Here is an 18,378-nt window from a genome sequence, read left to right as displayed (position 1 = left end):
TGAAATTGAGAGAGATTCTCTGTAAATTCTCAGGAACCGGACGGAATGCGGACCAGCAGCCGTTTTCCATTCTGCTCTGATACCGTCAGAACCGGAATATGTTTTTTGCGGAGCTGGTGCATGACCGGATAGGCCGCAAAGAGATCACCGCTGACACAGACAGCCTCCGGCTTTTCTTTTAACAGGTCCGACAGGTATTCCCGCAGGCGTATCTTCCATTCTGCTTTTTCAAGTGATGACACGGCATAACTGCCACAGATGTTCAGTTCCGGGGCCTCCAGCAGCGGTTTATGAAGAATAACTGCATGCTCCATGCCCGGCATCTGCCGCAAAAGCGCGTCATCCGCATCAATCGCATCGGTACCGATGTGGATCAGAACCGGTGCTTTTGGCATTCCCGTAAGGCTGATGCGACAGGCAGCGACGGCATCGTCAAGCGTTTCTGCGGTGAGAAGAAATCCTCCTTTGTGGCAGAAAGACACATCGGAAAGCCCCGTCGCTTCCTGCAGTGCTTCTTTTTCCAGACCAAGCCATGTTTCCGGAAAATCATACTTGTAATTGAATGAATTTTCTTTTCGAACCGGCTGCACGCAGTAACCGCCGCGGTTCGATGGGAATATCAGAAATGCAATTTCAGTCGCGGAAAGCTGTTTCTGACATGGAAAAAATTCCGACAGAATCAGAATCTTTTCATCCATTGTTCCTGCCTTTTTCTCCGCTGCGATCCGCTTCCTGTGTTCGGCAAGAAGAGCTGCAAACTGCTGCTCCGCCCGCTCATCCGCACGAAAACGCTCCCATTTATGTTCCAAAATCCGTCCGGCCACTGCCACCGCTTCCAGGAAAGCAGCATCGCTTCCGCTGTTATCATCCCATACCGGATTGAACATGCCGATCATACTGGCGAGTTCATTCTTTTCTCCTGTATTATCATTGAGATCGAGCGGCTGTACAAACTTCTCGTCAAACCGCGCGGCCATCTCCGGACTTAAAATTTCTGTGCCAAGTGCCTCCCATAAAAGGCCAAACGCCGCGTACGGAACCTGGTTTTCCCGGATCCGGCTGTCTTTCTGGTGATGGTCGTATTCTCCTCTTCCAATATCAAAAACAATCCCGTCAAAATCCTCCGGCACACGATTTCCGCGCTGGATGGTAAGCTGCGGATTAAAATGCAGAAGCAGTGCCGCAGAGAACACATCATCCGCATGAAATTTTCCGCCGTGCGTAAAAGCAGCGGCATGTTCTTTTTGTATCTGTTCTAATAATATCATAAAAGTCCAACTTCCTTTTTCTTAAGATCTGCTCTATTTTACTCTATCTGGCGGCTGTTTCGCAACGGTTCTATGTAAAGAAAAGCTTGAAAATTTCCTGGCGCGTATTTATTAAAAATCATTTCCGCAGTCTGCACACTTATCTACGAAAATTCTTTTGTGGGTATTTGGAAAATCAAAATGAGCGGCTCCTTTTCCAAGGTTCCGCTCATTTTGATTTTTCTTCCTTTCATACCTGAATCCGGTCTGCAGCTACATCACACATTGCAATCCGTTTTCCATCCATGCCAAGGATCAATCCACCGTTTATTCTCTGGATGACCTGTACGGTGCTGCCTTCTTTGATTTTACGGCTTCGGAGGAAATCCAGAACATCAGGGATTCCAAACATCCATTTGATGGTACAGATATCACCGGTTTTTTTCTTTGAAAGTGCCTGCATGGTATCCCTCCTTTTTACTTTTTCTATATTGTATTCCCTGAGGAAATATTTAGTCAATAAGAACAATTGGGATACGCTTCTAACTAAAGTTTGTGTGCAAAGCGCTAGAGTGTGTTTGAAAAAGGCTTTTCGTAGTCTGCATGTTCCACTTTGCGGTAGATTTTGTCTGAATGAAGGAGGCGTAGCGGGCTACGGCGACTGAATGAGGCAAAGTCTACCGCAAAGTGGGGCGTGCAGGCTGCGGAAATGGTTTTTCAAACACACTCTAGTTTTTCAATCAGAGAAAGAGTTTGATGCACGCGATCGCAATCGAAGCCACAGCCACGATCCGTTTCAGCAGCGTCTGGTTGATTTTCGTTGCATTTTTGCTTCCGGCAAAGACACCGATGCCATGTGCGACCAGAAGTACCGGTAAAAGCAAAAAGACTTCTTTGTTTCCGGCGGCCGCGATCAGATAGCCTGCCGCAGACGGTACGGCGATGAAAATCGAATCAAACAAGGAAATACCGACCGCGGTGTGCGCCGGAATACCGAGCAGTGTCAGAATCGGCATTACAAGCACCGGCCCGCCTGCACCGGAGGCGGCACAGACAGCACCGGTTACAGCACCAAGTACCAGGAAAAACGGAACGCTCTGGACTGCTTTTTTCTCTGTATTTCCCGGCTTGTCTTTCCGAAGCAGGATGGAAATTCCGGAGAGCAGAACAACGAGATATAGAATTATTTTCATCGTGTCCGCCGGAATCAGAAGGTTGATCTTGACACCGGCAAGCGCGCCGACAAAACTTCCGGCCGAAAGCACACCTGCCGTTTTCAGGTCAAGGTTCCCGCTCTTATAATAATTTACCGATCCCAGAATGCCGGAAATCAGAAATGCCGCAAAGCTGAGTGCCAGGGACGCGTAGGACGGCATATCCAGAAATCCGGCGTAGAACATCGGAAGCAGAAATCCTGCGATTCCCGTCAGGCCGATACAACCGCCGACCACGAAATTCAGAAGGATCATCAGAATCAGATTTAACATAACTATAGATTCTCCTTATGGTGTAATTTTTTCAGCTTGTTCAAAATACCGCTCTGCCTTAGCAAGAATCCGTGCTTCATCAAGAGTCTGCACGGCACGGTCTTTCATCAAAGTCTTCCCATGTACTACATTGTCGCAGACATCCGCTGCTGTCACGCACTCGAGCAGTGTATTGACAAGATTTCCGGTCGGATACAGATGCGGCTGGCGAAGCGAAATCGTGATAAAGTCCGCCTCTTTTCCAACAGCGATACTTCCGCCGTTTCATGCAGATAGTCATATCCGCCCTGTGTCGCCATGCGGAGGATTTTCGCTGCCGGCATGACTGCCGCCTCGCTGATACCGACACCGCGTCCGACGTTCATCACGGAACGGAAAATTTTCATCTCATTCCAGAGACTGAGTCCTCCATGCGCCGCGCCATCCGTTCCAAGGCCGACGGTGATGCCGCGCTGCAAAAGAGCCGGCGTATCCGGTACTCCTTTTCCACAGTTGCTGAACGGGCAGTGGCATGTTTTTACCTCATACTTCTTCAGCAGATCCTTCTCATTTTCCGAGAGCAGAATGCAGTGCGCCGCCAGAAAACGCTCATCCAGCACACCAAGCTTTTCCAGGTACTCGATTGGCCGCACTCCAAAACGCTGCAGAAAGAAATTGATCTCGTTCGGATATTCGTTCATATGCGCCTGCAGCAGGGCGCCACGCTCTTTCGCATGACCGGCTGCCTTTAAAATCAGCTCTTCTGTACAGCTGATCAAAGACCGAAGAGAATAGGCGACTTTTAAGTTCCCTTTTCCATGGTACGCGTCATACAGCGCATCTGTCTGCGCCACATTCTGATCGGCGGTATGGCGGATAACATCCGGCAGTGACGCATCATCCATGGTAGATGCAGATAACAGGCCACGCAGCCCGGACTGCAGATAGACATCTGCTGCGCTCTCCATAAAGTAGCTTCCTGCGTCCACAAACGACGTCGTTCCGGATTTGATCATCTCCAATGCCGCAAGTTCGGCACTAAGTTCCATCTTTTCCGGCGTCAGGGTACTCTCAAACGGCAGCATAATGCGCGTCCAGATCATCGGAAGCGCGTCGAGAATCTGTCCCTTTAAAAGCTGCTGCCCCGTGTGCATGTGGCTGTCGCAAAGACCGGGCATCAGAAGCTTTCTGCTTCCGTCAAGAAGCTCAGTTTCCTTATTTCCGGAGAGCGTTATTTCTTCTCCTTCCTGATACGGACGGATGGCAGAAATGATCCCGTTCTCTGTTTCGACGATCTGCCCTCTGGCGATTGTCATATCGTGCAGAAGCACAGAGGTATTCGTTACGATCAGTTTTCCCATAACTGGTTTCCTTTCTTTTTCTATAACAGCAGGAGCCTGCCTCATCCCATTTTCTGTCTGGGAAGAGCCGGGCTCTGTTTCTCTTGCGTAGTGTTTAAATCGTTCCTGTCAGCATCATGACAACCTGTGCAATCACAGCGGAACCGATAAAGGTTCCTGTCATAACAAAGACGCCGATCAGAATCATTTTCCATCCCTGTTTTGCGAAGGTTTTTACCTGGTCGCCGATGGAAATTCCGGCATACGCACCTACCATGGTAAGCGGAGCTGTAAAGTTAATTTTGCCGACTGCGTCGATCACAAACTGTCTTGCCGGTGAAATTGGAGATGCAGCAAGCAGGCCGAGAATGGAAACGTATGCTACAATCGGAAGCTTCAGCGGAATCAGTTTGCTTACCACAACACCGACACAAGAAATCGCCAGCAGAATCAGAATCCCCGGAAGAGAATCCAGAAAGTTTACCTGAAATCCAACCAGATTGGCAAGTCCGATTCCAAGACCGGACAGTAAAAATAAGAATCCCCATTCAATATATCTCATCGCTTATGCTTCCCCTTTCTTTTTTGCGGCACGTTTTTCTGCTCTTCTGTCTGCAAATTTTCCAAGCGTCGGTTCCAGTTTTCGATACAGGAAGTTGCAGAGCGGAATACCGACAAAAATAGCCATGTAAATTCCGTCGATACCGGAAATCGTTTCACTGGCGCTGGCAAGTGCAGAGATCTGGTTCGCCATCGTCGGATAAATCTCGGTCAGTGAAGCGGTGGCGCTCGCCATCATGATGCCGGCTCCAACGCCGGAGGCCATACCGAGAGCATACGGATGGAAAATATTCAACATTGCGATTACGGAAACCATAAATCCAAAATAGATGGTGCCGACCATACCGCCGACCACGTAAATGGAAAGGCTGCCACGCGCTTCCGGGGAATCCGGTCCGAACATATCGGTGATAAGAGCAAGGTTTGTTTCACGGTTGATCGAATGAGTGGCTCCGATCGCTTCCCGCTTTAAGCCGAGCAGAAGTGCCAGCGGCATTGCAAGAAGAATAGTTCCAAGGTTTCCGAACTCCTGTAACAGAAGTGCAGGACCAGCAGAAATGACCGTTTCAATGCTGGCTCCCGCATTGATGCCAAGCTTTGCAATAAACGGACAGATTGCCACAATAACGAGTTTTGATGCTGCTTTTACTTCCTTCGATTTTACGATTTTAGTCACCTGCGGACCGGACAGCACACCAAGAATCAATGCATAAAAAATCGGGAACAAAATAAAGTTTCCCGGTCCCAGCGGGATCTTGACCTGTCCGATGGAATCTGCGATCAGAATGAACACAAATGCCAGAACATAGATCTTCCACTCAGCCTGAATACGGCTTTTCAGTGATGAATACGCATACTTTTCCTTTTTCATAACATTCTCCTCCACCATTGCTCTTTTTATGGTTCATTTTTGTTCTGTCTTGCAGAACAAGATGTATTCTAGCGGATTCGCGGTATGAAAAAAAGGACATATGGGATGTTTTCGGGGAAATTTTTCTTCTTTTTTAGGATTTCTTTTCTTTTTTTGAAAAAGTCATAGTCAGACATTGCGTCCATGAAAAAAAATGTGATATACTCACCGCAGTAGATGTCTGACCGCAAAATGAGCTATGCCAGACGCAAAACTGGTTTTGTGATTGCACCAAGGAAAGAGAGTCGAGAAAATATGACACTAGAAGAACTGATCAAAGAAGTTCCGGCACTTGCCCCCTATTTCGAGCATATGCCGGAAGAACTGCATAACCGTTACACGATCCGTGTCTACCCGCCGGGAACGATTATTCACCAGAAAGATTATAAACTGGAAAAGTTTGGCATCATCGCCAAAGGAGAGCACCGCGTCATCAATGAATTTCAGAATGGCAATGTTTTCATGATCGAAAAGAACGAACCGATCGATTTTGTCGGAGAAGTGACGATCCTGGCCGGAATGGAAAAGACTTCGGTTACAATCGAAACACTGACCGAGACAACCGTTGTCTATTTTCCCCGGAAAGACTTCGAGGACTGGATTGTCAAAGATATTCAGCTTCTGCGGCTGGTCGCCCACAAAATTGCATACAAGCTGTACCGCTCCTCCTATAACCGCGGCGCACGACTCTTCTATCCGCCAAACTTCCTGCTGCTCGACTACATTCTAAAACAGGCGGCGCACCTTGGCATCGAGCGAAAAAAAGAAATCATAATTCAGAAAACGCGGCAGGAGCTCTACGAAGAATGCGGTATTACCGTAAAAACGCTGGGACGAACGATCAGCAAACTAAAAGAGGATGGCGTGATTTCCCTGAAAAAAGGGAAAATCGCCATGACGCTGGAGCAGTATCATCTGGCGCAGAATACGATTCATCACTATGTTAATTATTAAAGCGTGCTGGAAAAATATTTCTCATTACGTTCTCCACTATTTCTTTAGATTAAGAAAGACCCTGCATACGCAGAGCCTTTCTTACATTTTCTTTCGAGGACTAACCCTTGATACAAAAATATGTCAATCCCAAATGCATTACTTCAGAAAGAGTTGACATATTTTATCTGGCATAGCACATGTGACTGCATCCATTTGGAAAAAGCTCTGCTTTCATCGCTCGGATATATTCTTCTTCCGTAGAAGAATCCTCCAGAATCTCCAGCGTGCGGCGCAGATTTCGGATATCACGCTCCATAAAATCGGTATAATTTCCCCGGCCTACCAGCTTCAGATGAGTGATTCCGGCATCGGAAAGCTGTTTTAATGTACACAGGCCGCAGCCGGTTGCGCCGCAGAGATAGCCATCATCTGATATTGGATCCGTCGTTTCCGATGCAGCATCATTTTCTAATGCCAAATCCCTTTCTAATTCAGGATCATTTTTCAATACAGAATCCTCTTTCGGAACTGAAACTCTCTTGTCCGGCGCTATATCCTTTTCCAAAAAGTTTTCTGAAAAACATCTGTTGGCACATGACACCGGTTTTCTCCAGTAAGGAACCCGGCAAAGATATCCCATTTCATCGCAGTGCAGGGAATTGCAGAAAGCACCACTGAACTGGCACAGTTCATTCAAAGCAAATGCCTCGAACTCCGTTGGATAAGTCCATTCTTTTCGAGCGGCTTCTTTCTGCGCAGTTATATGCCGAATCACTGCACGCATTTCCGAGATCGTATTTTTGCGCTGGAAAATGATCCTCTTCGGGTATTCTTTCGCAAAAACCTCTGTCATCGCAGAATTCACCGTTCCCAAATCCCCACTCAGATGCACCTCACAGTCGATCTTTTCTTTTCGCAGGTACACAAGCAGCGCGGGATCCGCAAGAATATAACTGTCAAACCCTATGCTGCGGCACTGTTGGATGATCTGCGTAATTTCTTCATACTGCTCCGGCCGGTAATACAGTGAATTAAACGTCAAATGCACCGGCTTCTGATATTTCTGCACCATATTAGCCAGAATTTCCAGTTCACTGAACGATCCGATTTGTACATTATAGTTTAAGACCTCTCTCCGATTCAGCGGCAGAACCGTTCCGTATTTTTCTGACCAGGAAAATGGAACGTAACCGCAGAACAGCTCGTCTGCACCGGCGCGGACGTAACGGGGATAGTCATCAATGGAGCCGAGGCCTGATGTGATTTTCATAAGTTAAATCCTTTCGCTTGCGCCTCATTCAAATTCAATCTCTTCCTCCGCCTTAGCATACAAATCCAGCTGATTTTCAATATCAAGTCTCTGAACCAGCCAACCTCTTGCAAGACACATCTTCACAAAATCGTCTATACGATTTACTCCATTCATCTCTCTGAATAACTGAGAAATTTTGCAGCAAAAACTTTCTCCAATAAGGATTCATACGAATTTTCTTTTGTAATCCAACACCATCCAAAATGGTATAGAAAAGATTCTCATCTCCAGATAACTTTGCCATGTATGCAATGAGTCTACTGTGTTTATCGTTCTTAATATACGACAGTTCCTCTTCCATTCCTTCAACATCAAAAAATGGATATAAAAGTTTATATGGGACATAGTCTGTCAATCTAGTTTTATCTCTTTTTAATTCCTTTTCACATTCACTTATAGCTTGCTTTAATTCTTCTTTTGACGGATTCTGAGATAAATCTGACACAGTATTGTTTAATGTGTTAATGGCATGTTCCAGAAAATTTGCTGCATTTCCATTAACTGTCGGACCAAGTCGAAGATGATAATGCGTCACTGTATGCCAAGCTTCACAGATCATCTCATCTATTACATTCTCAAATGAAAGATCTTCTTCTGATGTCTTCGTTAGGTTTAATATTGCTTCAAACCAGTAAAATTTATAGCTTTGTGCTTTATTATTAAACATACGGGCAAACTTGTCTGTATCCAAATTATTCTCATATACTAAGTCTAGATGCAATTTATGATCCATATTGCCCCTTCTTTCCTAACTCTTTATTTGCTTTGCAATTTCCAATAGTGCCTTGAAATTATGAAGCGCATCTTCCTTATCAGTATTAGGCCCCCAGCTAATTCTTATAGAGCTTTCGATTTGTTCTGTTGCAATCCCCATTGCAACCAACACATAGCTCGGGGAATAGCTTTTTGATGTGCACGCTGACCCATTTGATACTCCACAAAACTGTTTTGTCGATATCATAAGAGCCTCCGATGACACTCCATCAATACATATATTCAATGTACTTGGGACACAATAGTTCTGTTCTCCATTAAAGTGATATTGTATGCCAGATTCATCAAGCACCGTTAACAGTTCATTTTTAAGATCTTGGGAATGTTTAATATTCCTTTGATATTCAGATTCAGCTATTTCACATGCCTTTCCACATCCCGCAACCAATGCAACAGGTAGTGTTCCCGGACGGATGCCTCGTTCCTGCTGCCCACCATATAAAATTGCTTTCACCGGAGGAAATTTGTATGATTTTTTTCGTAGTACCAGAACACCAACACCCTGCGGTCCCATCAATTTATGTGCGCTAAAAGAAAGCATGTCATATTTTATGCTTCTGATCTCTTCTACCAATTTTCCACAACTTTGCGTTGCGTCTATATGAAAAAGGATCCCTCTTTCTTGCAGTTTTTCGCCGATTTCTTTCACTGGCTGAATAATACCAGTTTCATTATTTACATGCATTACGCTTACAAGAAGAGTATTGTCTTTAACCTTTTCCAAAATCTTTTCTTCGCTCACTCGTCCTGTTAAATCAGGAGAAACAATGTCTACGTCAAATCCTTCCGACTCAAGATGCTTTACTGTCTCCAACACCGCCTTGTGCTCAATAGCAGTAGTAATAATATGCTTTCTGTTACTTTTTTCCGCATACTCTTTAAGTCCTTGAATTGCGATATTATTGCTTTCTGTCGCACCGCTAGTAAAAAAAATTTCATCCGGTTTAACCTGCAGCAGACTTGCAACTTGCTTCCTTGCATTTTCAACAATACTACGTGCATTCTCACCAAAATTATGTGTCCGACTATCAGCGTTACCCACACTATTTTTATACACTTCGACCATCAGATCCAAAACTCTTTCATCAATCGGAGCCGAGGCATTATAATCTAAGTACACACTCATATCTATTTCTCCTTTATTGCAAGTTTTGCCAAATCTTCCGCTTTTTTAATGAATCCTGTTCCACACAGATGCGCAATTCCTCTTTCTAAATTCAGATGAAAATATTTTGCCACAGTATCGTCATCGGTAGGAAGATTCATCTTAATGCACCAAGCTTTCACTAAAGCCTCATATATTTCATAATATTCTCCGCCAAATGTGAACCAAGACATTTCCAAATTACTATCAGCCACAATAGGAATATCTGTAGGCAATGTCTTCTCACTTAATGAATAGCAAAGAGCCCACCTACAAAGAATATTCCAATTTTTTATTCCCGTTTTCCCTTTTAATCGGGACAATTGATCTTTTGCCTGTTGTGACAGGCGTACTTGTTTCAGTATCATAATTTTGCTCCAATCAAATAACCTCTCTCGATAGAGTGCTCTTTGAATTTTCATCATAGTTAAGTGTAAACTCATCCCCTATATTTTCTTTCATCAACTGATAATACCCTGCATCTATTTCTGAATCTGTTGATAAAATAATAGTCTGTTCTCCAGCATTTGGAAAATATGTTGTAATCAACGCTGTTCGATGTAATGAATCCAATCTTGACAATGGCGTATCAATTATTACCGGCAACTTTTTCTTTGAGCATAGTGCTAATGCCCAGAGAATCGAAATAACCATAAGTTGTTGCTCGCCTGCTGATAATGAGTCTTTCGGAACCTCCGCACCATTTTCAGATAAATACCTAAGATCTAAAGATTCCGGATCCATTACTATCGTTTGAATTAAATTTTTCTTATTGGCTAGTTTCAAATAGCAATCAGTAATTGTTGCAGCCAATATATTTGTTTTCCTCTTTTGCAACTCAATCCGGTATTTTTCAATAACATTCAATGCAATATTGGAATACTTTATAATTCTATCCGAACTATCTTTAAGTTCTGCAGTTGATAAATACGCTTCAATATACTTGCCAAATTCTGAGGTTGCAGTCATCACTCGTGAATTTGCTGCACCACGTCTTTGTTCCAGTTCAGCAATCTTTACCTGATCATCGATAATCGCCTGCTCTGCTGCTTTTATTTTCTTATGAATATTCTTCAGTTCTTTATCATTAATATCCAGCATTAAATAACTATCAAACTCACTGATTTGCTTCACTAATTTTTTCTTTTTCTTTATAATTATCTTCGTTTCATCCGCAGTATTCTTCAATACTCCTTCAACTAAATTATTAGTTTGAAATAGAGCTTGTTCCGATAAACCATACACTGTTTCGATCTGATTATCTTCTGTATGTTTTTTTACATATTCTATGAAATCTATTCCTGCTTTTTTATCTCCTAAATACTCTACAGCAAAATCCTCAAAAATATTATCCAACTGGAGCACCGCCTCTTGCATAATCGAGTCTGTATGCTCATCCGTCGCTTGCAACTTAATTTCAACCACTAAATCTTCAACCAGCAACATTGGCAATGCATCTGCCATCAATTCATGTAGTCTATCTTCTACGTTTGATAGTTCGGCCATTAAATCAGCTCTCTTTTTTAATGTTTCCTGTCTCTTTTCAACTGCATCTCCACCCTTCGCTGTATACAACTGATGTAATGCCTCTAACGAATCGTTATCCTTGATAAGCTTTTGATTCATTTTTTCTATTTCGGCATCAATAGTAGTTAGAGCTTCTATTGCCGATTCCTTTTCCTCACGCAATACCTGAATTTCCTCTACGGATTTTTTCTCACTTCCGATTTTGTCTACTTTTTTTAAGTTACGCAGAATATCATTACTCAACACGTCAAGAACTGATATACCAAGCATGGAGCGAATGGAATTTTTCAATTGTATATTCGTATTATCAACCGCTAACTCAGCTATTTTTTCTCCGTCAAAAAAGAAGAAACTAGATAAGGCACTTGGCAAAATATTCTCAACAAACATCGGCCAATTGTTGGTCAAGAATTCATTATACGTCCCATCCTTATATACAAGTATCTGCTCTTTAGTTCGTTTACTAACGGCATCCCACTCTCTTCTTACGATATAATTTTCTTTTATCTCGTTATTAATTTCAAATTCAAGTTCTACACTACAGGTTTGATCGTCTGATCCTCTATTAACAAAAGATCTTAAATATTGTATGTATGATCTCTGTTTACTTTCCGAATATGCAAAAGAATTAGAACCATATAATGCCAGTAGAACAGCCTCCAAAAAAGTTGTTTTACCCCTTCCATTCATACCGCCTATTAAAACCACCGGTTTGTTTCCTTCAAAAATAAATTCATTATCTCCGGCGTATACACCAAAATTATGTAATTGAAGCTTTTTTATTATCATAAGTTATTCTTCCTCGTCATCTTCAAATTCAGATTCAAGCGGTTGGTAATCCAAAAACTTCTCATTATATTTACCACCATGTTCTTTTCTACGACTCATCATGTCTGAATAAAATTGAGTTGCATCATCCTCATCTTTATAGAAAGTCTTGCTTATTGTATTATTAATGTCGTCAAGGATTCCTTTTCTCTGGTTTACTCCTGATGCTTTGTTCTCCAAATCTATTAACGTATACATCATTTCAAAAGCTAATTTTTCATCTGGATACATCTCTTGACAAACTCTTTGCAATATTTCCCATTCTTCATATTCAAAATTTTCATTATGAATCCACTTTGGATCTTCAAATTGCTTTCCCATTACACGCTCATATATTCTCGGTAATGCATCATCAAATTCATGTTTGTCGTTTACCCATATTCTGCGAATAGCCATTAGTTCTGGCATTCTAATAAGCTCAAGTTCACGAAATTCTTCAGGGCCATTTTCATTTATATCTTTCTGAATACTTAATAATCGTTCAAGCCATTGTTCTCTGAACTCTTTCTTATATGGTCCATGAAAAAGCTTTCCATAATTTCCCTGCAAGTTACCTTTCATTCGCCGAAAACTTCTTCTCTCTCGATCGCCATCTTCATTTCCAAATTCATTTCTAAACTCGAGAAGCGGAGTCATCCACTCTTTCTCTTGATCATTTGCTATCATTGCTTCCATAGATTTGTCTTTTTCGACCATTGTACACACCCAACATCCAAATCTACTTTTGCCACACGATGGAGCAGATTTGTCTACCTGCAAAGGACATTCATTATCAGCTGTAGCTCCTCGATACATGGTCATAAGATCCATATTAGAATAACCCCATGGATTTTTATACTGCATCAGGAATGCCCAAACATCATCATCTGTCCAATCTTCCATTGGAGAGAATACCAATTCGTTTGCAAGCGTTGGATTTGGACTCAACAATTCTCTAACTCTCTTTTTTTCAAGATTGGTCATGGTTCTATTTCGTCTTGAGCTTTCTTGCTTTCTTGTTCCAAGAACCAGAATCACTTCACCATGCTCAGCTATTTTATTCTTAATGAAGTCATTTACTGGCTGAATCTTCAATCGATCTGTACACCAACGATATTTCATTCTTGGATACGGATATCCTCTTCCTATCAAATTCACCCAAAAAGTATTATTGTAATCGGGGATCAATCGTTCTGGAACAAAAGGAAGCTTCTTTTTATCAGCTTCTATCCTCATATGTTCTAATGATTTCTCTACCCACTTTGATACCACCGGTGATTCCACCAATGTGTCTGTATTCATAATATGAATCGGCTTATTTCTTTCCTCTACTGGGAGTTTTTCCATTGCCATCCATACAAGCTGAACAGCTGCAGTACTATCCTTACCGCCGGAATAACCTATCATCCACGGGATATCATCTGCTAAATATAGATTCTGTATTGTGACGATCAATCCGTCTATTCGTTCTTTCGCAATTGCCATATTATTGTCCCTACTCTTCGATTATTTTTTTCAATGCCTCTTCTGCATTTAATTCTTCTTGTGATAATGGTATTCCTATCTGCTGTTTAATAACATTTGCAATTAGTAATGCTGCTTTTTTATTAGTAATAATACGTCCATTTTTACCAACCGCACGCATATACCATTGTCTTGCATTTCGGCTCCAATTTATTTTTTCGATATTAGCCATTGTTTTTTCCATTTCATTCTGATGTAAATATAAATAACTTCCAACCCTGCCAAACGCCTGAATTACAATGCTTTGCGTTGCAATAAAATTCTCTCTAAGATCGACTTTCGTAATTTCTCTGTTTTGTAATTCCTGCCACAATTTCATATGTTTTGCTACCAGTGTCCAGAAGTTCAAAAGGAAGTGCTCGCTTTCACTCACATCATTTCTACCCACAATACTCTTATTGGCTGTGTAAAAAGTATTTAATGTAAAAAGACTCGACGAATATTTTCCTAAAATATCCTTTTCTTTATCTGTATAGGTATTCAAAAATTCAATATTCCAAATAACATTTCTCGTAACAACAGCCATTTCATCCCTAGAGTCATACAATTCTGAAATAGAATTTGATGTCTTTACTGCATTTTTATTAAGATCAGTAAATATCTGCTGACTCCGTTTCAAACCCTGATCAGAATAAAAAACAATTGAAATGGTTTCTTCTTCAAGTGAAGAATCCTCTTCTAGCGCAGCTAAAATAGCTGATTTTCTGTGCTGTCCGTCATTTATTAAAAAATGGGCATCCATAGAAACTTCTAAAACACCTGCATCTGCATTTTGACTGCTAGGCTCATAAGAGAACATACCATCAATGGATGCTGCCAATGCCGAGAATACATAGGAATCCCTATTATCCAATATATATTTGCTGATAATTGGAATTCTGGCTTCATTTAACTTTCTTTGTGCTCGATACTCCGGCAACACAAATTCTTCTTCATCTACCGGAAACAATTTAGACAACATTTTTAATGGAACCATTGCTATATAATATTCCGTCCCGGCTTGAAGTCCTCTAACTACAGGAAATCTATATACAAAATCCATAACTCCTCCATAAAGCGAAAATAAGGATATACTTAGTAAGCGCTTTTTAATTCGATGACTTGCTCTAGCTTGAAATAACCTTCATAATTATAGCTAGGAAATGCAAGCATTTTACTCTCTAATCAATGCTGGAAATGCGAGCGTTTCACTTCACCTCTTATGAAGGAGCAACAGAATGAGAAAACCACGGATATCAGCGAAAGAACAATACCAATTGATCATGCAGTGCCGCCAGAGCGGTCTTTCTGATCACCAGTGGTGCTTGGAACACGATATCCACCCAGGAACTTTTTATAACTGGGTGCGGCGTCTGCGCCAGAATCCTGATCTTATTATTCCGGAGAAAACGGAACCTCAGAACAGATCAGTACCCAGGCAGGAAGTTGTAAAAGTAGAACTGACATCAGCGGAGCCGCCTTCGCTTTGTCAGGAAACATATCCAAGTCCCATTTGCGGAACTTCAGATGCTATGGAACTTTCTTTTCATGGCATTACTCTGCGGATTCCAAATGGGACGGATCCCCAGCTGCTTGTTCATCTGCTGTCTGCATGGAAGGAGCTTCCATGTTAGGTGATATCACAGCCGCCGATGAACTCTACATTATAACCGGTTACACCGATATGCGGAAATCAATCGACGGATTGTGTGCTATCGTTGAAAAGCAGCTCCATATGGATCCCCGCAGAAAAGCCTTGTATCTCTTTTGTGGGAAGAGATGTGACCGCGTAAAGGCTTTACTTTGGGAATCCGATGGGTTTGTACTTCTTTATAAACGCATCGAGGTACAGGGGCGGTTCCGCTGGCCCCGTAACAGTACGGAAGTAAGACAGCTCACCTGGCAGCAATTCAACTGGCTGATGTCTGGGCTGGAGATTGAACAGCCAAAAGCGTTCCGACCGCCGGACTGATCTGAAAACCGGCTGGAACAACCGGATTTTCTGCTTCTTTTCTCACCGGTTTTATGTTAAAATAAGACCAGAAGACAAAGGAGGCAGGGATGATGGCAGGCAGCGCGGCAGAGATCAAACTCCTGGAATACAAGGATACCATAACCCAACTGAATACACTGCTCACAGCACAGACAGAACTCAACCGTTCCCTGCAGAAAACTGTGAAAGATCTGCGTCAGGATAACAAAAACCTGATGGAACAGATCGATTACCTGACGAAAAAGCTTTTCGGCACTTCCAGTGAAAAAAGCAAAGACATCGAAGGTCAGCTGTGTCTGTTTGATGAAGCGGAACAGGCGGCTGATCCACAGGAGACAGAAGAAAGCACCGCTGTCACAGTCCCAGAACATCAGCGAAAAGCAAGGCGCACCCACGAAGAGCTGTTCAAAGGAATTCCTTCCCGCGATGAAGTTCTGGAACTCCCGGAGGCAGAACAGCTGTGCCCGGTATGCGGAAGCAGGCTGGAAGCCATCGGGAAAGAATTCGTACGTCATGAATTCCGTTTTACTCCGGCAAAAGGCGAGGTAGTAAATATTTATCGGACTACCTATAAGTGTCCGGAATGTACGGAAAAAGAGGAACTGGCAGACAGCCCTGCTTTTGTAAAAGCCGAGGTCCCTGAAGCTCTGATCCCGAACAGTTATGTATCACCATCTGCAGCTGCATGGGTCATGTACCAGAAGTTTGCCAATGCAATGCCCCTGTACCGCCAGGAACAGGACTGGAAGCAGCTTGGTGTCGGTTTCAAGCGGGCAGCTTTAGCAAACTGGATCATCTACTGCGCACAGAATTACTTCCGTCCAATGTATGACTACTTTCATCGTACACTGCTTGCCAGAAAGTATCTGATGGCAGATGAAACACGGATCCAGGTATTGAAAGAACCCGGCAGAAATCCGGAAACAGAATCGTTCATGTGGCTGTTCCGCTCAGGGGAAGATGGGCTTGCGCCGATCATTCTTTTCCATTACACAGAGACTCGCGCAAAGTACAACGCAGCCGCATTCCTGGATGGCTTCCAAGGCGGATACCTGGAAACAGATGGATACCAAGGATACAATGATCTGCCCGGTGTAAAGCGGTGTTCCTGTTGGGCGCACATGAGAAGATACTTTGTGGATGCTGTTCCCAAGGGAAAAGAGTTTGATTACAGCAATGCTACCGTCCAGGGCATCCAGTTCTGCACGAAGCTGTTTGATTATGAACGGATCGCTGCCGAACGAAAAATGGATCCGGACCATCGAAAGGCATACCGTCTGCAGAAAGAAAAACCAGTACTCGATGCATTCTGGGAATGGCTGGAACAACAACGTCCCCACCGTGGAACCCGCTTCGAGAAAGCGGTGAACTATGCCCAAAATCGAAAAGAGTCGCTGATGATGTATCTGGAAGATGGCCATTGCAGTTTTTCCAATAACTTAAGTGAGAATGCGATCCGTCCATTTACCGTTGGTCGAAAGAACTGGTTATTCAGTTCCAGTTCAAAAGGTGCTGAAGCGAGCGCTCTTACCTACACAATGGTAGAGATGGCAAAAGCTAATGGTTTGAATGTTTACCGCTACCTGGAATATCTGCTGGAACATCGGCCCAATGCCAAAATGACGGATGAACAGTTATCCGAATTGGCACCGTGGAGTGACAGTGTGAAAGCGAGTTGCCAGAAATAATAAATGTAGTAAAATGCTTGCGTCTAGTAATGGCGCAAGTATTTGTTTTATCTGACGCTAGAATATAAAGCTCTTACTATACTTAAGTACCTACTTAAGTATATCCCATATGTATCATTCTGTCAACAAGTGCCGTTTTTACTCAGAGATTTCGCTTTTAGCAACGCATATTTATAAGTAGCCCCTTTTCTGTATTCACTTTTCCTTTTTTCCTCACAGACAGAACCATTATGCACAAAATTCCCCCTTTTCTGTTTGGAACCGTTTTACCTATTTCTTTTTCCTTTTATACAGCATATTCTATCCACCTTTTTCATACAAAATATCCTTTACTTTTTCTATCAGCAGTTCATCACAGAACTTTCGGCTTACACTCTTTCGGCTGATTCCGCTTCCTTCAAACGTTTGGACCCGTCGATACACATACAGTTCTCTCATGTTGAAACCTATGATCATCAGGTTAAATATAACTTCTGTCGCTGTGTGACAATAACAGTGCTTCGCGTGATAATACGTTTTTAACTGATGAAATCCATTCTCTTCAATATCCCATCTGCGCTTCATCATCTCCACAAGATTCGGTAGTCCGCATGTTCCAGCGTAGTCACAAGCCACATCCAGCATTCGCTTTCCTTTCCTTTTTCTTCCCATTTTTCGCGATATCGGACCACACGGAGTTTATGCGGGCTGCCAGCTATCTCAAATCCGGAAAGATCCCAGACTTCAACCCTCTTTTTTCCTATGTTAAAACTCTTTTTTCTCCCCTCATCCCTCTGGAACATACTTTCCGCATCCTGAAACAAAAGCCTTCTTTCATCTTTAAGCCGGATCACGGTTTCCATACCGCATTCCTTCAAAGCATTGATAAACGGCGCATTCAAGTACAGCGCATCTGCCACAATTACATCCGCAAAATGACCATGCCTTTTCTTTAAACGCCGAATAAGTCTCTTTGCACCTGTCAGTTCCCCTTCATCTTTTCCAGATCCATCCACCGGTTTCAGCATTTCCTGTCCAAAGATTACATGGGGTGGTTTTCCTACTGTCATACATACCACACTCCGATGAAAGTATTCTGTTTTACCAGCCCCATTCTTCCTGCTCAGGCATTCTGGACAGGATTTTTTTGTACTGCTGAACAATTCCACACCATCTATGCCTGCTACTACA

General features: G+C 42.8%; 20 protein-coding genes and 1 pseudogene. 6 read left to right on the top strand and 15 right to left on the bottom strand.

Annotation, left to right across the window (positions count from 1 at the left end):
* Positions 1–29: 29 nt before the first annotated feature.
* From DXA93_RS09360 to DXA93_RS20580, 3 genes and pseudogenes are all read right to left on the bottom strand, one after another.
* A complete protein-coding gene (locus tag DXA93_RS09360; protein ID WP_117802296.1) occupies positions 30–1,268 on the bottom strand; it encodes an MYG1 family protein in 1,239 nt (412 codons plus the stop codon).
* Positions 1,269–1,497: 229 nt separating this feature from the next.
* Positions 1,498–1,710, bottom strand: a complete 213-nt coding sequence (locus DXA93_RS09355; protein ID WP_119208131.1) for a ferrous iron transport protein A — start codon at positions 1,708–1,710, stop codon at positions 1,498–1,500.
* A gap of 79 nt (positions 1,711–1,789) precedes the next feature.
* Positions 1,790–1,861: pseudogene (locus tag DXA93_RS20580) on the bottom strand (hypothetical protein); the annotation flags it as partial.
* Between DXA93_RS20580 and DXA93_RS20575 the strand changes: the two are divergent.
* Together DXA93_RS20575 and DXA93_RS20570 are read left to right on the top strand one after the other, a co-directional pair.
* On the top strand, positions 1,847–1,912 hold the full coding sequence (locus tag DXA93_RS20575) for a DUF6783 domain-containing protein (protein WP_334295363.1): 66 nt from the start codon (positions 1,847–1,849) through the stop codon (positions 1,910–1,912). The pseudogene DXA93_RS20580 and the gene DXA93_RS20575 overlap by 15 nt on opposite strands.
* 29 nt (positions 1,913–1,941) lie before the next feature.
* A complete protein-coding gene (locus DXA93_RS20570) occupies positions 1,942–2,004 on the top strand; it encodes a hypothetical protein (RefSeq protein WP_334295362.1) in 63 nt (20 codons plus the stop codon).
* Here DXA93_RS20570 and DXA93_RS09350 read toward each other — a convergent pair.
* The 4 genes from DXA93_RS09350 to DXA93_RS09335 all read right to left on the bottom strand — a co-directional run bounded on the left by DXA93_RS09350 (position 1,988) and on the right by DXA93_RS09335 (position 5,485).
* Positions 1,988–2,734: a sulfite exporter TauE/SafE family protein gene (locus tag DXA93_RS09350; RefSeq protein ID WP_118594455.1), complete on the bottom strand. Its 747-nt coding sequence runs from the start codon at positions 2,732–2,734 to the stop codon at positions 1,988–1,990. The genes DXA93_RS20570 and DXA93_RS09350 overlap by 17 nt on opposite strands.
* A gap of 152 nt (positions 2,735–2,886) precedes the next feature.
* On the bottom strand, positions 2,887–4,074 hold the full coding sequence (locus tag DXA93_RS09345; protein ID WP_330426985.1) for an amidohydrolase family protein: 1,188 nt from the start codon (positions 4,072–4,074) through the stop codon (positions 2,887–2,889).
* Between the two features lie 94 nt (positions 4,075–4,168).
* Positions 4,169–4,615, bottom strand: a complete 447-nt coding sequence (locus tag DXA93_RS09340; RefSeq protein WP_118594457.1) for a hypothetical protein — start codon at positions 4,613–4,615, stop codon at positions 4,169–4,171.
* A gap of 3 nt (positions 4,616–4,618) precedes the next feature.
* Positions 4,619–5,485 (bottom strand): DUF3100 domain-containing protein, encoded by an 867-nt coding sequence (locus DXA93_RS09335; protein ID WP_118594458.1) that lies wholly within the window; start codon positions 5,483–5,485, stop codon positions 4,619–4,621.
* Positions 5,486–5,779: 294 nt separating this feature from the next.
* Between DXA93_RS09335 and DXA93_RS09330 the strand changes: the two genes are divergently transcribed.
* Positions 5,780–6,478: a Crp/Fnr family transcriptional regulator gene (locus DXA93_RS09330; protein WP_118594459.1), complete on the top strand. Its 699-nt coding sequence runs from the start codon at positions 5,780–5,782 to the stop codon at positions 6,476–6,478.
* 163 nt (positions 6,479–6,641) lie between these two features.
* Here DXA93_RS09330 and DXA93_RS09325 read toward each other — a convergent pair whose 3' ends face one another.
* The 7 genes from DXA93_RS09325 to dndB form a co-directional block, all read right to left on the bottom strand.
* Complete coding sequence (locus tag DXA93_RS09325) at positions 6,642–7,730, bottom strand: U32 family peptidase (protein WP_118594460.1); 1,089 nt, start codon at positions 7,728–7,730, stop codon at positions 6,642–6,644.
* A gap of 82 nt (positions 7,731–7,812) precedes the next feature.
* Positions 7,813–8,505, bottom strand: coding sequence for a hypothetical protein (locus DXA93_RS17635; protein WP_147398222.1), 693 nt, complete (start codon positions 8,503–8,505; stop codon positions 7,813–7,815).
* Positions 8,506–8,520: 15 nt separating this feature from the next.
* Complete coding sequence (locus tag DXA93_RS09320) at positions 8,521–9,672, bottom strand: cysteine desulfurase family protein (protein ID WP_118594461.1); 1,152 nt, start codon at positions 9,670–9,672, stop codon at positions 8,521–8,523.
* Positions 9,673–9,674: 2 nt separating this feature from the next.
* Complete coding sequence (dndE, locus tag DXA93_RS09315) at positions 9,675–10,058, bottom strand: DNA sulfur modification protein DndE (protein WP_118594462.1); 384 nt, start codon at positions 10,056–10,058, stop codon at positions 9,675–9,677.
* 13 nt (positions 10,059–10,071) lie between these two features.
* Entirely contained in the window at positions 10,072–12,006 is a 1,935-nt protein-coding gene (gene dndD, locus DXA93_RS09310) for a DNA sulfur modification protein DndD (RefSeq protein ID WP_119208128.1), read from the bottom strand.
* 3 nt (positions 12,007–12,009) lie between these two features.
* Positions 12,010–13,509: a DNA phosphorothioation system sulfurtransferase DndC gene (gene dndC / locus DXA93_RS09305; protein ID WP_118594464.1), complete on the bottom strand. Its 1,500-nt coding sequence runs from the start codon at positions 13,507–13,509 to the stop codon at positions 12,010–12,012.
* Positions 13,510–13,519: 10 nt separating this feature from the next.
* Positions 13,520–14,590 (bottom strand): DNA sulfur modification protein DndB, encoded by a 1,071-nt coding sequence (dndB, locus tag DXA93_RS09300; RefSeq protein ID WP_118594465.1) that lies wholly within the window; start codon positions 14,588–14,590, stop codon positions 13,520–13,522.
* Between the two features lie 175 nt (positions 14,591–14,765).
* Between dndB and tnpA the strand changes: the two genes are divergently transcribed.
* The 3 genes from tnpA (at position 14,766) to tnpC (ending at position 17,208) form a co-directional block, all read left to right on the top strand.
* Positions 14,766–15,161, top strand: coding sequence for an IS66 family insertion sequence element accessory protein TnpA (gene tnpA, locus DXA93_RS09295; RefSeq protein ID WP_118594466.1), 396 nt, complete (start codon positions 14,766–14,768; stop codon positions 15,159–15,161).
* Positions 15,155–15,499 carry an IS66 family insertion sequence element accessory protein TnpB gene (gene tnpB, locus DXA93_RS09290; RefSeq protein WP_118594467.1) on the top strand — a complete coding sequence of 115 codons (345 nt, stop codon included), beginning with the start codon at positions 15,155–15,157 and terminating at the stop codon, positions 15,497–15,499. The genes tnpA and tnpB overlap by 7 nt, the downstream gene beginning before the upstream one ends.
* A 92-nt stretch (positions 15,500–15,591) precedes the next feature.
* Positions 15,592–17,208: an IS66 family transposase gene (gene tnpC, locus DXA93_RS09285; protein WP_118594468.1), complete on the top strand. Its 1,617-nt coding sequence runs from the start codon at positions 15,592–15,594 to the stop codon at positions 17,206–17,208.
* 563 nt (positions 17,209–17,771) lie between these two features.
* On the opposite strand, the gene DXA93_RS18455 is transcribed toward tnpC, so the two are convergent.
* Positions 17,772–18,257 carry a transposase gene (locus DXA93_RS18455; RefSeq protein WP_147399541.1) on the bottom strand — a complete coding sequence of 162 codons (486 nt, stop codon included), beginning with the start codon at positions 18,255–18,257 and terminating at the stop codon, positions 17,772–17,774.
* Positions 18,258–18,378 lie beyond the last annotated feature (121 nt).

The sequence above is a fragment of the Blautia sp. OF09-25XD genome, from assembly GCF_003482095.1.
GTDB classification, from domain to species: Bacteria; Bacillota; Clostridia; order Lachnospirales; family Lachnospiraceae; genus Fusicatenibacter; species Fusicatenibacter saccharivorans.
Note: the sequence above shows the minus strand (reverse complement) of the source record. Positions and strands in the feature narration are given on the sequence as shown.

What these genes read in the sequence shown, in the direction of transcription:
- DXA93_RS09360 (WP_117802296.1), bottom strand. Translation starts at nt 1,268, where the DNA reads ATGATATTATTAGAACAGATACAAAAAGAACATGCCGCTGCTTTTACG.
- DXA93_RS09355 (WP_119208131.1), bottom strand. Translation starts at nt 1,710, where the DNA reads ATGCAGGCACTTTCAAAGAAAAAAACCGGTGATATCTGTACCATCAAA.
- DXA93_RS09350 (WP_118594455.1), bottom strand. Translation starts at nt 2,734, where the DNA reads ATGTTAAATCTGATTCTGATGATCCTTCTGAATTTCGTGGTCGGCGGT.
- DXA93_RS09345 (WP_330426985.1), bottom strand. Translation starts at nt 4,074, where the DNA reads ATGGGAAAACTGATCGTAACGAATACCTCTGTGCTTCTGCACGATATG.
- DXA93_RS09340 (WP_118594457.1), bottom strand. Translation starts at nt 4,615, where the DNA reads ATGAGATATATTGAATGGGGATTCTTATTTTTACTGTCCGGTCTTGGA.
- DXA93_RS09335 (WP_118594458.1), bottom strand. Translation starts at nt 5,485, where the DNA reads ATGAAAAAGGAAAAGTATGCGTATTCATCACTGAAAAGCCGTATTCAG.
- DXA93_RS09330 (WP_118594459.1), top strand. Translation starts at nt 5,780, where the DNA reads ATGACACTAGAAGAACTGATCAAAGAAGTTCCGGCACTTGCCCCCTAT.
- DXA93_RS09325 (WP_118594460.1), bottom strand. Translation starts at nt 7,730, where the DNA reads ATGAAAATCACATCAGGCCTCGGCTCCATTGATGACTATCCCCGTTAC.
- DXA93_RS17635 (WP_147398222.1), bottom strand. Translation starts at nt 8,505, where the DNA reads ATGGATCATAAATTGCATCTAGACTTAGTATATGAGAATAATTTGGAT.
- DXA93_RS09320 (WP_118594461.1), bottom strand. Translation starts at nt 9,672, where the DNA reads ATGAGTGTGTACTTAGATTATAATGCCTCGGCTCCGATTGATGAAAGA.
- dndE (WP_118594462.1), bottom strand. Translation starts at nt 10,058, where the DNA reads ATGATACTGAAACAAGTACGCCTGTCACAACAGGCAAAAGATCAATTG.
- dndD (WP_119208128.1), bottom strand. Translation starts at nt 12,006, where the DNA reads ATGATAATAAAAAAGCTTCAATTACATAATTTTGGTGTATACGCCGGA.
- dndC (WP_118594464.1), bottom strand. Translation starts at nt 13,509, where the DNA reads ATGGCAATTGCGAAAGAACGAATAGACGGATTGATCGTCACAATACAG.
- dndB (WP_118594465.1), bottom strand. Translation starts at nt 14,590, where the DNA reads ATGGATTTTGTATATAGATTTCCTGTAGTTAGAGGACTTCAAGCCGGG.
- tnpA (WP_118594466.1), top strand. Translation starts at nt 14,766, where the DNA reads ATGAGAAAACCACGGATATCAGCGAAAGAACAATACCAATTGATCATG.
- tnpB (WP_118594467.1), top strand. Translation starts at nt 15,155, where the DNA reads ATGTTAGGTGATATCACAGCCGCCGATGAACTCTACATTATAACCGGT.
- tnpC (WP_118594468.1), top strand. Translation starts at nt 15,592, where the DNA reads ATGGCAGGCAGCGCGGCAGAGATCAAACTCCTGGAATACAAGGATACC.
- DXA93_RS18455 (WP_147399541.1), bottom strand. Translation starts at nt 18,257, where the DNA reads ATGACAGTAGGAAAACCACCCCATGTAATCTTTGGACAGGAAATGCTG.